Annotated in this window: 9 protein-coding genes, 1 rRNA gene and 2 pseudogenes; 4 read left to right on the forward strand and 8 right to left on the reverse strand. The window is 72.4% G+C overall.

What is annotated here, in order from left to right; genetic code table 11:
• Nucleotides 1-821: pseudogene (locus BAW75_RS32740) on the forward strand (hypothetical protein); the annotation flags it as partial.
• Between the two features lie 4 nt (nt 822-825).
• On the opposite strand, the gene BAW75_RS02265 reads toward BAW75_RS32740, so the two are convergent.
• The 3 genes and pseudogenes from BAW75_RS02265 to BAW75_RS02275 all read right to left on the reverse strand — a co-directional run bounded on the left by BAW75_RS02265 (nt 826) and on the right by BAW75_RS02275 (nt 6,416).
• Complete coding sequence (locus BAW75_RS02265) at nt 826-1,518, reverse strand: lysophospholipid acyltransferase family protein (RefSeq protein ID WP_043328967.1); 693 nt, start codon at nt 1,516-1,518, stop codon at nt 826-828.
• A 143-nt stretch (nt 1,519-1,661) separates the two neighbouring features.
• The gene (gene ileS / locus BAW75_RS02270; RefSeq protein WP_104112455.1) at nt 1,662-4,832 is read right to left on the reverse strand and encodes an isoleucine--tRNA ligase; all 3,171 of its coding nucleotides are present in this window, start codon (nt 4,830-4,832) and stop codon (nt 1,662-1,664) included.
• 301 nt (nt 4,833-5,133) lie between these two features.
• Nucleotides 5,134-6,416 (reverse strand): annotated as a pseudogene (locus tag BAW75_RS02275) (alkaline phosphatase D family protein).
• A gap of 193 nt (nt 6,417-6,609) precedes the next feature.
• Here BAW75_RS02275 and BAW75_RS02280 point away from each other — a divergent pair.
• Complete coding sequence (locus tag BAW75_RS02280) at nt 6,610-7,050, forward strand: carboxymuconolactone decarboxylase family protein (RefSeq protein WP_043328964.1); 441 nt, start codon at nt 6,610-6,612, stop codon at nt 7,048-7,050.
• Between the two features lie 60 nt (nt 7,051-7,110).
• Here BAW75_RS02280 and ndk read toward each other — a convergent pair whose 3' ends face one another.
• Complete coding sequence (ndk, locus tag BAW75_RS02285) at nt 7,111-7,536, reverse strand: nucleoside-diphosphate kinase (RefSeq protein ID WP_069087997.1); 426 nt, start codon at nt 7,534-7,536, stop codon at nt 7,111-7,113.
• A 144-nt stretch (nt 7,537-7,680) separates the two neighbouring features.
• On the opposite strand from ndk, the gene BAW75_RS02290 reads away from it, so the two are divergent.
• Entirely contained in the window at nt 7,681-9,012 is a 1,332-nt protein-coding gene (locus BAW75_RS02290) for a VOC family protein (protein ID WP_104112456.1), read from the forward strand.
• 87 nt (nt 9,013-9,099) lie between these two features.
• On the opposite strand, the gene BAW75_RS02295 is transcribed toward BAW75_RS02290, so the two are convergent.
• The 3 genes from BAW75_RS02295 to BAW75_RS02305 form a co-directional block, all read right to left on the reverse strand.
• Complete coding sequence (locus BAW75_RS02295) at nt 9,100-9,501, reverse strand: DUF4233 domain-containing protein (RefSeq protein ID WP_043328962.1); 402 nt, start codon at nt 9,499-9,501, stop codon at nt 9,100-9,102.
• Complete coding sequence (locus BAW75_RS02300; RefSeq protein WP_420914974.1) at nt 9,498-10,769, reverse strand: bifunctional folylpolyglutamate synthase/dihydrofolate synthase; 1,272 nt, start codon at nt 10,767-10,769, stop codon at nt 9,498-9,500. Before BAW75_RS02300 ends, BAW75_RS02295 begins: the two co-directional genes overlap by 4 nt.
• Nucleotides 10,770-10,846: 77 nt before the next feature.
• Nucleotides 10,847-13,465: a valine--tRNA ligase gene (locus BAW75_RS02305; RefSeq protein WP_104112458.1), complete on the reverse strand. Its 2,619-nt coding sequence runs from the start codon at nt 13,463-13,465 to the stop codon at nt 10,847-10,849.
• A gap of 69 nt (nt 13,466-13,534) precedes the next feature.
• Here BAW75_RS02305 and BAW75_RS02310 point away from each other — a divergent pair, with 69 nt between their 5' ends.
• On the forward strand, nt 13,535-14,212 hold the full coding sequence (locus BAW75_RS02310) for a hypothetical protein (protein ID WP_043331013.1): 678 nt from the start codon (nt 13,535-13,537) through the stop codon (nt 14,210-14,212).
• 362 nt (nt 14,213-14,574) lie between these two features.
• Here the strand turns inward: BAW75_RS02310 and rrf are convergent.
• A 5S ribosomal RNA gene (gene rrf, locus BAW75_RS02315) occupies nt 14,575-14,691 on the reverse strand.
• Nucleotides 14,692-14,699 lie beyond the last annotated feature (8 nt).

Consider the following 14,699-nt stretch of genomic DNA (forward strand, 5'->3'; position numbering starts at 1 on the left):
GGCGGCCGGTCTCCACGCCGCCGGACCACCCGGCACACCCCGCCGCACCGGCCGCCCGGCCGGTCTCACCGCCGCCGCATCACCCGGCCCGGCCGGTGTCGCCGCCGCCGCACGCGCCGCAGTACCCCGCCGCGCCGGCCGCCCGTCACCTGCCACCACCGGCGGCTCCTGCCACGGCCAAGCCGGCGCGGCCGCCGAAGCAGCGCCGGGGCAAGGCCGGGCCGCCGGTCGCGCCGCCGCCGGGCTGGCAGCAGCCGCCCAAGCGGACCCGCCGACGGCGTCGCTGGCCCTGGGTGCTGCTGCTCAGCGTCGCGTGCTGCTGCGGCCTGCCGCTGTGGTGGTTCCAGCCGATCTCCAGCCAGTACCCGGCCCGCGCCAGCCTCCCGGACCAGATCGACTCGATGCGGCTGCGCCAGGACGAGCGCAGCCAGGCCGCCGCCGAGGAGCTGAAGAGCCGGGTACGCGAGTCGAACCTGCTCGCCGAGGACACGTTCGCCGGTATCTACACGACGAGCGACGGCAAGCGGGTGACGTTGTTCGGCAGCACCGGCCTGCGGTTCAGCCCGGAGTCGGACGCCAAGGCGGAGATCGACCGCCTCGCCGGGGAGTACGCCCTGAAGGAGTCGGTGAACGTGGAGACCGGCGTCCGGGGCCGGTACGCGCGTTGCGCGGTCGGCCGGGCGGACGGCGACTCGGTGGTGGTCTGCGCCTCGGCCGACCACGGCAGTCTGACCACAGGCGTGTTCACCCGGTTGTCCGTGGACGACAGCGGGCGGCTACTGAACGATCTGCGTCAGCGCGTGGTGGTGCCGAAGTCCTGACCGCTCAGGCGGTCTGCTCACCGGCGGCCTGGTCGGTGCGCTTCGGCGCGTAGCGCGGGACGTACTCCTGGCCGCTGAGCTTCTGGATCTCGGCCATCATCTCGTCGGTCATCGCGCGCAGCGACGTGCGGTCGTCGGGACGGCCGGTGAAGTCCAGCGGCTTGCCGAACTTGATGGTGATCTTGGCCCGGCCCGGTCGCGGGATCCGCGTACCGATCGGCTGGGCCTTGTCGGTGCCGGTCACGCCGACCGGGATGATCGGCACGCCGGCGGCGATCGCCAGCCGGACCGTGCCGGTACGCCCGCGGTAGAGCCGCCCGTCCGGCGAGCGGGTGCCCTCCGGGTAGACGGCGACCAGGTCACCGGCCTTGAGCACCGGGATCGCCGCGTCGAACGCGGTGAGCGCGGCCCGCCCGCCGGCCCGCTCGACCGGGATCGCGCCCAGCCCGGTGAGCACGAACTTGGAGAAGCCGCCCTTGAGGCCGGTGCCCTTGAAGTACTCCGACTTGGCCCAGAACGCCAGGTGGCGGGGCACCACGGTGCCGAGCAGCAGCTCGTCGGCGACGGAGAGGTGGTTGCTGGCGAAGATCGCGCCGCCGGTCGCCGGGATGTGCTCCAAACCCTCCACGTGCGGACGGAAGGCCAACCGGAGCGCGGGCGCCACGGTGAGCTTGCCGATGGTGTAGAGCAGGGGCACGGGTCCTCCGGCGGTCGTACGTGAAACAGGCGCTGTCACGGTAGCCGACGCGGCCGTCCGTCACCGAGCGGGTGGCCCGCAGTCCACTCGCTGGGGCTGGGCCCTCCCCCACCACGGGGGCGGGGGAGGGCACCCGGTCCGGCTCAGACCTTCCGGACCGTCACTGTGACCCGCTCGCCGTCGCCGGCCTCGCCGGCGAAGCCGTCGAGCCCCTCGGCGAAGTCGATGCTGTCGGCCAGCACCTCCCGGGCCACGAACTCGGTGTACGCGGCGACCGCCGCGCGTACCTCCTCGGAGGCGGAGACGGCCACCGTGATCCGGTCGGAGACGTCCAGGTCGGCGTCGCGGCGGGCCTGTTGCACGACCCGGACCACGTCCCGGGCCAGCCCTTCGGCGGCCAGCTCCGGCGTGACCTCGGTGTCCAGCACGACCACGCCCTCACCGCCGGGCAGCGGCGCGGAGTGCTCGGCGTCGGCGGCGACCAGGCGCAGCTCGTACTCGCCCTCGGCGAGCGTGACCCCGGCGGCGACCGGGGCGCCGTCGCGCAGCTCCCACTCCCCCGCCTTGACCGCCTTGATCACCTGCTGGACGGCCTTGCCGACGCGCGGGCCGAGCGCCCGCGGCACCACGGTGAGGACCTGCTGGCAGTACGCGGACACCTCGTCGCTGAGCACTACCTCCTTCACGTTGACCTCGTCGGCGACCAGGTCGGCGAAGGGCCGCAGCTGGGCCGCGACGGGCGAGGCCACTGTCAGCTTCGCCAGCGGCAGCCGTACCCGCAGGCCCTTGGCCTTGCGCAGGGACAGCGCCGCCGAGGCGACCGACCGCACGTTGTCCATCGCGGAGACCAGCTCGTGGTCGGCTGGGAACTCGTCCGCCCGCGGCCAGTCGGTCAGGTGCACCGACCGCTCGCCGGTCAGCCCGCGCCAGATCTCCTCGGCGGTCAGCGGCGCCAGCGGCGCGACCACCCGGCACAGCGTCTCCAGCACCGTCGAGAGCGTGTCGAACGCGTCAGCGTCGCCGGCCCAGAACCGGTCCCGGGACCGGCGCACGTACCAGTTGGTCAGCGCGTCCAGGTAGGACCGCACGGTGACGCACGCGCCGGAGATGTCGTACGCGTCCATCTGCGCGCCGACGGTCGCCACCAGCTCGTTCGTCTTCGCCAGCACGTACCGGTCGAGCACGTGCGTGGAGTCGGTACGGCGACGCGCGGTGTAGCCGTCGGCGTTGGCGTAGAGCGAGAAGAAGTACCAGACGTTCCACAGCGGCAGCAGCACCTGGCGCACCGCGTCCCGGATCAGCGACTCGGTGACCGCCATGTCGCCGCCGCGCAGCACCGGCGAGGACATCAGCATCCACCGCATCGCGTCCGACCCGTAGGAGTCGAACACGTGGTAGACGTCCGGGTAGTTGCGCAGGCTCTTGGACATCTTGCGGCCGTCCGAGCCGAGCAGGATGCCGTGGCTGATGCAGTTGCGGAACGCAGGCCTGTCGAACAGCGCGGTGGCCAGCACGTGCATGGTGTAGAACCAGCCGCGGGTCTGCCCGATGTACTCGACGATGAAGTCACCCGGGTAGTGGTGCTCGAACCACTCGCGGTTGGAGAACGGGTAGTGCACCTGGGCGAACGGCATCGAGCCGGACTCGAACCAGCAGTCCAGCACCTCCGGCACCCGGCGCATCATCGACTTGCCCGTCGGGTCGTCCGGGTTGGGACGGACCAGGTCGTCCACCGCCGGCCGGTGCAGGTCGGTCAGGCGTACGCCGAAGTCACGCTCGATGTCGGCCAGCGACCCGTACACGTCCACCCGCGGGTAGTTCGGGTCGTCGGAGCGCCACACCGGGATCGGCGAGCCCCAGAACCGGTTCCGGCTGATCGACCAGTCGCGGGCGTTGGCCAGCCACTTGCCGAACGAGCCGTCCTTGATGTGCCCGGGCGTCCAGTTGATTTGCTGGTTCAGCTCGACCATCCGGTCCTTGAACTTCGTCACCGCGACGAACCAGGACGACACCGCCTTGTAGACCAGCGGGGTGTCGCAGCGCCAGCAGTGCGGGTAGGAGTGGGTGTAGGTGTCCTGCCGCAGCACCACCCCCCGCTCCTTGAGTTCCCGGATCACCGGCTTGTTCACGTCGAAGACCTGCTCGCCCTGGTACGGCGGCACCAGCGCGGTGAACCGGGTGTGGTCGTCCACGGTCACGACGGTGGGGATGCCGGCGGCGTTGCAGACGTTCTGGTCGTCCTCACCGAACGCGGGGGCGAGGTGGACGATCCCGGTGCCGTCCTCGGTGGTGACGAAGTCCGCGGCGAGCACCTGGTAGGCGTTCTCCCCGGCCGGCTCGACCAGGAAGTCGAACAGCGGCGTGTAGCGACGCCCGACCAGGTCCCGGCCGTACACCGTGCCGACCTGCTCGTACCCCTCCAGCTCCTTGGCGTACGCGCCGAGGCGCGCGGTGCCGACGACGTAGCGCTCACCACTGCGCTCGCTGTCGGGGGAACCCCGGTGCTCCAGCACCGCGTACTCGATGTCGGGGCCGACGGCGAGCGCCAGGTTCGACGGCAGCGTCCACGGCGTGGTGGTCCACACGCCCAGCTTCACCGGCCCGCGCAGCAGCTCGGGGGCGGCGTCGTCGGCGGCCAGCTCGAACCACACCGTCAGCGTCGGGTCGTGCCGGTCCCGGTAGACGTCGTCCATCCGGGTCTCGGTGTTCGACAGCGGGGTCTCGCACCGCCAGCAGTACGCCAGCACCCGGAAGCCCTCGTAGACCAGGCCCTTGTCGTGCAGGGTCTTGAAGGCCCACATGACGCTTTCCATGTAGTCCAGGTCGAGCGTCTTGTAGTCGTTGGCGAAGTCGACCCAGCGGGCCTGCCGGGTGACGTACCGCTCCCAGTCGTGCGTGAACTCCAGCACGGAGGTGCGGCAGGCGTCGTTGAACCGGGCCACGCCGAGGTCGAGGATCTCCGCCTTGGTGGTGATGCCGAGCTGCTTCTCGGCCACCACCTCGGCGGGCAGGCCGTGGCAGTCCCAGCCGAACCGGCGCTCGACGCGCCGGCCGCGCATGGTCTGGTAGCGCGGCACCACGTCCTTGACGTAGCCGGTGAACAGGTGGCCGTAGTGCGGCAGGCCGTTGGCGAACGGGGGGCCGTCGTAGAAGACGTACTCGTTCTCGCCGTCGCGGCCGGCGTCGCGGGCCTCGACGGACGCCTCGAAGGTCTTGTCGGCCGTCCAGTGCTCCAGGACCCGGCGCTCGACCGCGGGCAGGTCCGGGCTCGCCGGGACACCGGCGCTGGACGGGTCGTGCAACGGATAGGCCATCGCCTGTCGCTCCTCAGCAGCTCACTCGTCTGTGCTCTGCGAGGACGAGCCGGATCCGGTACGCCGTGACCGGCGTGCCGGGCGTGGCCCGCGGTACCACCCCGCTTGGCGGCCGAGGTGCGACCGCCCGCTCGTTGGCCGGCTGTGACGGGCCGTCCCGTCCGGTTCTACTGGGCCGGTCACCCGGCTGTTCCTCCGGAGGCTCACCGGTGATGGCCGGGTCGTCGCCTGTGCGTTCAAGCGTACTCGACCCCCTGCCCGCCGTGCCGCGCCGCCGGGTATTCCACTGCCCGGCGGGGTGTCAGCGGCGCGACGGGGCCGGGAGGGTGGTGGTCCAGAGCGAGGCGCCGGAGCGGTCCCGCAGGTGGACCGTCAGGGCCGCCGACGGGCCGTCGATCGTGACCTCGCCGAAGTGCTGGAAGCCCTCGGCCGGGGAGGTGTTGGCGCGCGGCGGGGCGTGCACGAAGACCGCCTTCGGGCCGAACGTGCCGTCCACCGCGTTCGGGCCGAATGCGCCCGCGTGCGCCGGGCCGGAGACGAACTCCCAGAACGGGCTGAAGTCCCGCACCGCCGCACGGGCCGGGTCGTAGTGGTGGGCGGCGGTGTAGTGCACGTCGGCGGTGAGGAACACCAGCCCGGTCACTCCGGCCCGGTGCGAGGCGCGCAGCACCTCCGCGAACTCCAGCTCCCGGCCGGCCGGCGCGCCGTGGTCGCCCTGCGCCACGCCCTCCTGGGCGTCTGCCCCGTCCGGCACCACCACGCCGATCGGCAGGTCGTTGGCGATCACCTTCCAGGTGGCCCGGGACGCGCGCAGCTCCCGGATCAGCCACTCCCGCTGCGCCCTGCCGAGCAGCCCCCGGTTGCGGTCGGCGTACGTGTTGCCGTCGTTCGGGTCCTTGTAGGTGCGCATGTCCAGCACGAACACGTCCACCCGCTTCTCGCCGTACCGCTCGTCGGTCAGGATCTCCCCCGGGTACCAGTTGTTCACCACCTCGTGGTCGTCCCACTGGTTGATCTGCGGCACCTCGGCGGCGAACGCCCGCAGGTGCTCGTCGAGCAGGTTGTACGCGAACTGCCCCCGGTACTCGGCGAGCGTCTCGGCCACCTTGCTCTTCTCCGGCGTCACCAGGTTGCGCCAGGTGCGCCCGTCCGGCAACACCACGCTCTCGGTCAGCGGGCCGTCGGCGTACACGGTGTCGCCGCTGCACAGGAAGAAGTCCGGGCGGCGCTCCCGCATGGCCCGGAAGATCGCCAGCCCGTCGAAGTCGGGGCTGATCCCCCAGCCCTGCCCGACGATGTCGCCGGTCCACACGAACCGCACGTCACGCCGCTGCTGCCGCCCGGGGGCGGCCGGCGGCTCACCTCGACCAGCATCCGGCCGGGCCGGTCCGCGCGGGTCCAGACCAGCGCCGAGTCGGCGGTCACGTCGCCGCTCTGCACGCCGTGGGTGAGCAGCGGCCGGCCGCCGGGCCGCAGGCCGGGTGCGGCGGGCGCGCCGGGCGCGCCGAGCAGCGCGCCGCCGGCGACTCCGGCGCCGGCGACCAGGCCGGCGCGGAGCAGGGTACGTCGATCGATGTGCGTCATGGGTTCTCCCGGTCTCGGCAGTCTCGCCAGCCCGGTCTACCGGCCGCAGGTGGCCGGGAACTCCGGTCGAGGTGACCGGAACGTCAACGACTGTTGTCGGCCCGGCCATGACCACCGTCACACCGCAGGCGCGTCACGCCGCGCCCGCCGTGCCCCGTCCTGTGCGCGTACCCCAACCAACGAGGAGGCGGCGATGAGCCGGATGGACATGGCGGCGGTGGCGCCGGAGGCGTACCAGGCCGTGCTGGGCCTGGAGAAGTACGTCCGGACGAACGTGGACCACACCGTGCTGGAGCTGGTGAAGCTGCGGGCGTCGATGCTCAACGGCTGTGCGTTCTGCGTGGACATGCACAGCCGGGAGGCGCTGGGGGCCGGGGAGGACAGCCGCCGGCTGTTCGCGGTCGCGGCGTGGCGGGAGGCGCCGTTCTTCGACGAGCGGGAGCGGGCCGCGCTGGCCCTCACCGACGCGGTGACCCGGCTCGGCGAGCACGGCGTGCCGGACGACGTCTGGGACGGCGCGGCGAAGGTGTGGTCGGAGAAGGAACTGGCCGACCTGGTGGTGGCGATCGCCACCATCAACGTGTGGAACCGGGTCGCGGTGACCTGCCGGACGCAGCCGCCGGCGCAGGTCTGATCGCTGACACACGACGGCCCCGGTCCCGCCAGGAGCGGGCCGGGGCCGTCGGCGCGTCGGTCAGGCCAGCTCGGGGAACCAGAGCGCGATCTCGCGCTTGGCGCTGTCCGCCGAGTCGGAGGCGTGCACCAGGTTCTCCCGGTTCGACAGCGACAGGTCGCCCCGGATCGTGCCGGCGGCGGCCTTGCGGCCGTCGGTGCTGCCGATCATGGCGCGCACCACCTCGATCACCTGGTCGCCGGAGAGCACCAGCGCCACCAGCGGGCCGCTGGTCATGAACGTCTTCAGCGGCGGGTAGAAGGGCTTGTCGACGTGCTCGGCGTAGTGCTGGTCGGCGAAGTCGCCGTCCATGGTCCGGGTCACCATCGCGTCGATCCGCAGGCCCTTGCGCTCGAAACGGGACAGGATCTCGCCCACCAGACCGCGGCGCACCGCGTCGGGCTTGATCAGTACGAGCGTCCGCTCGTCCGGGCTGCTGCTGGACACGCTGGTTTCCTCCTGCGCACTCAAACGGGGTCGGCTGGGTACGGTCAGCGTAGCGACCCGGTCCCGGCGCCGGCGCGGCGGCTGCGTCTTCCCTGGCCCGCCGTGGCGGCCTAGCCTGGCCCTGGAACCCCTGGGAGGTCCACTGTGGCGAATGGCGGGAACCGCACGATCGCGCCGGTACGCAAACTGATCGGCACGGTGCTGGGCACCGTCGCCACCTTCGTGACGGTGTTCGGGCTGGGCATGACCAGCTGGGCCATCGTGGCGCTCGGCGTCGCGCTGCTGGTGCTGGCGATCGCGCTGGCCACGGTACGCGGCGGCGGTCGCACCTGGGTGATCGGGCTGGGGCACGTGCACAGCGCCTCCGAACCACCCACCCAGTACGCGTTCGGCCGCTGCGAGCTGCAACTGGTGATCGACGCGCCCGGATTGCCGCCCCGGTCCAAGAAGATCATCGAGCCGCGGGTGCCGGTCGCCAAGTGGCCCTCACTCGGCCAGGCGCTGCCGGTCCGGGTGGCGCTGGACGACCAGCGGCACGTGCGCGTCCTCTGGGACGAGGTGCCCACCCACGCGGAGACCGCCGCCGCGGTGGCCGACCTGCCGCCCGAGTACGACACCCCGGACCCGCTGGACGAGCCGCTGATCGCGCAGGAGGCGCCGCCGTGGGCCGGGCGCGCGCCCGAGGACGACTTCCGCGACGACTACCCGCCCGCGCCGGAGGAGTACCTGGACGACGTGCCGCCCCGGGCCGAGGAGCGCGAGCCGGTGGTGCTGCACCAGAGCCCCAGCGGCCGGATGGTGCTGGAGGGGCAGCTCGTCGAACCGGCAGCCGCCGGCCCGCTCCCCCGCCGCGCCCCGGCGCCCCGCGTCCCGGCCGAGGAGCCGATCGGCGCCCCGGCACCCGACAGCACGCGCGCCGAGGCGGCCGACACCGTTCCCGTCGAGACCGTGCCCGACCCGATCGACGTGCCGCTGGACGACCCGGCGGACGCGCCCCGGCGCTCCGACACCCCGCCCACGGCCGAGGAGCTGGACGAGGCCATCTTCGGCCCGTCCGCCTCGTCCGGCCCGGCGGACGCGGCCGAGCCGGACGGGCTGGGCAGCCCGATCAGCGGCGTCGGCATCACCCTGCTCGTCACCGACCTGGACCGGTCCCTCGACTTCTACCGCGAGCTGGGCTTCGACGAGCTGGACCGGGGCGAGGGCAACGCCGTGCTCGCCTCCGGGCCGACCCGGCTGGTGCTGCGCCGGGTCACCGGCGCCGCCCCGATCAGCCGCCGGCTGGTGCACGTCAACCTCGAGGTGGACGACATCCAGGGCGCGTACGAGCGGCTGCGCGAATCGGGCGTCCGGTTCACGTACGCGCCGCGCGTGGTCAACCGGGGCACCAAGCTGGAGGTGTGGGCGGCGGCCTTCCGCGACCCCGACGGTCACGGCGTCGCCCTGACCCAGTGGCGCACCCTCGCCGAGGTGTAAGGAAGGGCCCCTTCTTAACGCCTCAGGTAGAGGAAGGGGCCCTTCTTAACACAACACCGCGCGGCACCGCGCCGCGCGCCGCGGCGCTCAGCCGAGGATGACCCGCCGCACGTGCAGCGCGTACGCCCACACCAGCGCGAACATCACCCCGAGCGCGAACAGCGACCAGTGCAGCAGCCCGGAGAGCAGCAGCAGACCCTGAAGCACCGTGCCGGCGTGCCACGCCCACGGTCGGCGCATCAGGCCGGCCAGCACCACGCAGGCGACCGCCAGCGCCACGATCGCGCCGATCGCCGCGCCGCTCAGGTCACCGCCGACCACCCGGATCGGCTGGATGGCCAGCAGCAGCACCAGCGCCTCCAGCGCCATCGTGCCGGCGCCCAGTCCACGTACCGCCTTGTCCGGGTTCCGGAGCCCGGACCGCCGCTCGCCGCCCGCCTGCTCCGGACCGGCCTGGTCCGCGTCCGGGCCATGCTGCGGGCCGGTCATCGCTTCAGCAGCCGGCGGGCGTCGGCCACTGTCACCACCGATCCGGTGACCAGCACGCCCACCCCCGCCAGCTCGCCCGGCACGTCCGCCTCGGCCTCCGCCACCGCCGCCTCGATCGCGTCGGGCATCTCCCGGGCCACCTGCACCCGCTCCGGCCCGAAGATCTCCCGCGCCAGCGCGGCCAGCTCGTCCACCGGCATCGCCCGGGGCGAGCTGTTCTCCGCCACCACGATCGAGTCGAGCACCGGTTCGAGCAGTTCCAGCAGGCTCGCCGCGTCCTTGTCGCCGAGCACCGCCAGCACGCCGACCAGCTTGCTGAACGCGAACTCCTCCTGCAGCGCGGCCACCGTGGCGGCCATGCCGTGCGGGTTGTGCGCGCCGTCGAGCAGCACCGTCGGGGCGGTCCGTACCCGCTCCAGCCGGCCCGGCGAGCTGGTCGCGGCGAAGCCCTCCCGGACCGCCTCGATGTCGAGCTGCCGCCGGGCCCCGGCGCCGAGGAACGCCTCCACCGCGGCCAGCGCCACCGCCGCGTTCTGCGCCTGGTGCGCGCCGTGCAGCGGGATGAAGATCTCCTCGTACACGCCGCCCAGGCCCTGGATGGTCAGCACCTGGCCGCCGACGGCGACCGCGCGGCGCAGCACGCCGAACTCGGCGCCCTCCCGGGCGACTGTGGCGTTGACCTCGGCGCAGCGTTCCAGGATCGGGCGGGCGGCCTCTTCCTCCTGCGCCGCCGCGATCACCGTGGCGCCGGGGTGGATGATGCCGGCCTTGTGCAGCGCGATGTCCTCGATCGTGTCGCCGAGCCACTCGGTGTGGTCCAGCCCGATCGGGGTGATCACGGCGACGCCGGCCTGGATGACGTTCGTCGCGTCCTCCGCGCCGCCGAGCCCGACCTCCACCACGGCCACGTCGACCGGGGCGTCGGCGAACGTGGCGAACGCCAGCGCCGTGGTCAGGTCGAAGTACGTCAGCGGCTCGGCGAACCGCTGGTCGACCAGCTCGGCCAGCGGCGCGATCTCCCGGTACGTGGACACGAACCGCTCCTCGCTCACCGCCTCGCCGTCCAGGCTGATCCGCTCCCGGACGGTCTCCAGGTGCGGGCTGGTGTAGCGGCCGGTGTGCAGCCCGAACGCCCGCAGCAGCGAGTCGATCATCCGGGCCGTCGAGGTCTTGCCGTTGGTGCCGGTCAGGTGAATCGACGGGTACGCCCGCTGCGGGCTGCCCAGCAGGTCGAGCAGGGTTTCGATCTTCTCCAGCTCGAAGTGCATCCGGGTGAAGCCGCGCGCGTTGAGCGCGGCCTCCACCTCGGCGAACGCGCTGCGGTCGGTGCGGTCGGTGCGGTCGCTCACGAGGGCAGCGCCTCCAGGGCGGCGTCGATCCGGACCAGGTCCGCCTCGGCCACCGCCAGCCGTTCGCGGATCTTCGCCACCACCGGCTCGGGCGCCTTGCCGACGAACGCCGGATTGTCCAGCTTCGCCCGCGCCTGGGTGGCCTCCTTCTCGGCCGCCGCCCGGTCCTTGGTGAGCCGGGCGCGCTCGGCGGCCACGTCGATCGAGCCGCGGGTGTCCAGCGCGACGCTGACCGCGCCGGGCATGGCCAGCGTGGCGCTGGCCTGGAAGTCGTCGCCGGGCGCGTCGAGCCGGGCCAGCGACCGGACCAGCGGCTCGTGCGCCGCGATGCCCGCGCCGGTCAGGCCGTCGAGCCGCGCGGCGACCCGCTGGGTCGGCCGCAGCCCCTGGTCCGACCGGAACCGCCGGACCTCGGTCACCACCCGCTGGAGGGTGCCGACTTCGCCTTCCGCGGCGTCGTCGACGAGGGTACGGTCGGCGACCGGCCAGGACGCCGTCAGCACGGTCTCGCCGCCGCTGAGCGCGGACCACAGCTCGTCGGTGACGAACGGGATGACCGGGTGCAGCAGCCGCAGGAGCTGGTCCAGCACGTGCCCGAGCACCCGGCGGGTGGCGTCGGCAGCCGGCCCGCCCTCGGCCAGCACCGGCTTGCTCAGCTCCACGTACCAGTCGCAGACGTCGTCCCACGCGAAGTGGTAGAGCAGGTCGCAGACCTTCGCGAACTCGTACGCCTCGAACTGCTCGTCGACCTCGGCGGTGACGTGCGCCAGCCGGGACAGGATCCACCTGTCGACGGTGGAGAGGTCGGCGGCGTCCGGCAGCGGGCCGCCGGTGTGCGCGCCGTTGAGCAGCGCGAACCGGGTGGCGTTCCAGAGCTTGTTGCAGAAGTTGCGGGAGCCCTGGCACCACTCCTCGCTGACCGGCACGTCCTGACCCGGGTTCGCGCCCCGGGCCAGCGTGAACCGGGTGGCGTCGGCGCCGAACCTGTCGATCCAGTCCAGCGGGTCCACCACGTTGCCGAACGACTTCGACATCTTCTTGCCGTGCTCGTCGCGGACCATGCCGTGCAGCGCCACCACGTCGAACGGCTGCACGCCGTCCATCGCGTACAGGCCGAACATCATCATCCGGGCGACCCAGAAGAACAGGATGTCGTAGCCGGTGACCAGCACGCTGGTCGGGTAGAACTTCGCCAGGTCCGGGGTGCGCTCGGGCCAGCCGAGCGTGGAGAACGGCCACAGGCCGCTGGAGAACCAGGTGTCCAGCACGTCCTCGTCCTGCCGCCAGCCCTCGCCGGACGGCGGTTCCTCGTCCGGGCCGACGCAGACGATCTCGCCGTCCGGGCCGTACCAGACGGGGATGCGGTGACCCCACCACAGCTGGCGGGAGATGCACCAGTCGTGCATGTTGTCGACCCAGGCGAAGTAGCGCTTGGCCAGCTCGGCCGGCTCGATCGCCACCCGGCCGTCGCGCACCGCGTCGCCGGCGGCCTTCGCGAGCGGCCCGGTGTTGACGAACCACTGCAGCGACAGCCGCGGCTCGACAGTCGTCTTGCAGCGCGAGCAGTGCCCCACCGCGTGCAGGTACGGCCGCTTCTCGGCCACGATCCGGCCCTGCTCGCGCAGCGCCGCGACGATCGCCGGGCGGGCCTCGTACCTGTCCAGGCCCTCGAACGGGCCGGGCGCGGTGATGATCCCGCGCTCGTCCATGATCGTCAGCGAGGGCAGGTCGTGCCGCTGGCCGATCTCGAAGTCGTTCGGGTCGTGCGCCGGGGTCACCTTGACCATGCCGGTGCCGAAGCTCGGGTCGACGTGCTCGTCGGCGACGATCGGGATCCGCCGGTCGGTGAGCGGAAGCTCCACCTCGGTGCCGATCAGGTGGCGGTACCGCTCGTCGTCCGGGTGCACCGCCACCGCGGTGTCACCGAGCATCGTCTCGGCACGGGTGGTGGCCACCACCACCTCGTCGCCGTAGCGGATCGAGACCAGCTCGCCCTCGTCGTCGGTGTGCTCGACCTCGATGTCGGAGAGCGCGGTGAGACAGCGCGGGCACCAGTTGATGATCCGGTTGGCCCGGTAGATCAGACCGTCGTCGAAGAGCTTCTTGAACATGGTCTGCACGGCCCGGGAGAGGCCCTCGTCCATGGTGAAGCGCTCGCGGTCCCAGTCGACGGCGTCGCCGAGCCGGCGCATCTGGCCGAGGATCGCGCCGCCGGACTCGGCCTTCCACTGCCAGACCCGCTCGACGAACTTCTCCCGGCCGAGGTCGTGGCGGGACAGCCCCTCACCGGCGAGCTGCCGCTCGACCAGGTTCTGGGTGGCGATGCCGGCGTGGTCCATGCCCGGCAGCCACAGCGCCTCGTACCCCTGCATCTTCTTGCGCCGGGTGAGCGCGTCCATGAGCGTGTGCTCGAACGCGTGGCCCATGTGCAGCGAGCCGGTGACGTTGGGCGGCGGGATGACGATGGTGAACGGTGGCTTCTCGCTGTCCGCCGACGCCCGGAAGTGTCCGCCGGCTACCCACTGCTCGTACCGTCGCTGCTCTACCTCGCCGGGCTGGTACTGGCCGGCGAGGGTCGGGGCGTCGGGGCGTCGGGCATCCAGTCTCTCGGTCACCCTGAAAGTCTACGGAGCGCTTTCGAGGACCTGACGTGCGCCACCGGTGATTCGCGTACGGTGGCGGTCATGTCCGACGCGCATCTCACCGAGCGCCCGGTCGACGGGGGTTCCGATCCGGTCGAGCTGACCGAAGAGCCGATCGAGCTGAGCCGCCGCGACCCCGCGCAGGAGCCCGAACGCCGGCCCGTCTCCCGGCGCCGGAAGATCGTCCTCGCCGCCCTGCTGGCGGCCGGCCTGGCCGGCGCCGGCGTGCTCGGCCTCGGTGGATGGCGGGTGCTCCAGCAGAAGGACACCACTCTCGGCCAGCCCACCGAGGTCGCCGGGCTGGTACGCGACGACAGCGAGCGGGCCCGCAGCACCGCCGACTACCTGCGCGACGGGCTCGCCGCCGACATCGAGCTGGACCGCGGCTACGGTGCCGTCTACTCCGACCGCGGCGACGCCAAGCGCTCGGTGCTGCTGTTCGGCGGCACCACGCTGCTCTGGCAGCCCGAACGCGACCTGGACACCCTGTTCGGGCTGATGGCCGACGAGACCGGCCGCGTCGCGGGCCTGCGCGAGGTGGACGCCGGCCGTTTGGGTGGCGTGATGAAGTGCGGTACGACGAGCGGCGACGGCGGTGACTTCGCGGTCTGCGGGTGGGCCGACCACGGCAGCGTGGTGATGGGCATGTTCCCGGGCCGGACGGTCGACGCCGCCGCAGCCCTGTTCCGGGACATCCGAGAGTCCGTCCAGACGCGCTGATCCGTGAACTCGGCGGGCACTCGTCCACGCCAGTACGGCGAGGTGACCGCACCCGCCCCGCCACGTCGCCGTGGTGACGGGTGCCTGTCCCCTCCCTGGTGACCGCTCCCCGCAACGGCGGCCCGGTTCGCCATTACGGGGAGGTGGCTGCATTCCCGGCACTCCGTTGCCGCCACTTCGCCGTAGTGGCGCCCCGGATCGCCAGTTCGGCGAGGTGGCTGGATCCGGGGCAGTTCGATGCAGCCATTACGGCGTAGTGGTGGGTGGTCCACCGTTCACGCGCGCCGGCATGGGGTCGGTTTTCGGGGTGGACGCGTTTCAGGGCCACCCCCCTGAGGGGGTGGCCCTGAAATCGAATGTTTGTCCGGCGGTGTCCTACTCTCCCACACCCTCCCGAGTGCAGTACCATCGGCGCTGGAGGGCTTAGCTTCCGGGTTCGGAATGTGACCGGGCGTTTCCCCTCCGCCATGACCGCCGTAACTCTATG

The organism is Micromonospora chalcea (assembly GCF_002926165.1).
GTDB lineage: Bacteria > Actinomycetota > Actinomycetes > Mycobacteriales > Micromonosporaceae > Micromonospora > Micromonospora chalcea.

Coding starts and splice junctions, on each gene's coding strand:
- BAW75_RS02295 (WP_043328962.1), bottom strand. CDS start 9,501: ATGACCGGCCCGCAGCATGGCCCGGACGCGGACCAGGCCGGTCCGGAG.
- BAW75_RS02310 (WP_043331013.1), top strand. CDS start 13,535: ATGTCCGACGCGCATCTCACCGAGCGCCCGGTCGACGGGGGTTCCGAT.
- ileS (WP_104112455.1), bottom strand. CDS start 4,832: ATGGCCTATCCGTTGCACGACCCGTCCAGCGCCGGTGTCCCGGCGAGC.
- BAW75_RS02280 (WP_043328964.1), top strand. CDS start 6,610: ATGAGCCGGATGGACATGGCGGCGGTGGCGCCGGAGGCGTACCAGGCC.
- BAW75_RS02300 (WP_420914974.1), bottom strand. CDS start 10,769: ATGCACTTCGAGCTGGAGAAGATCGAAACCCTGCTCGACCTGCTGGGC.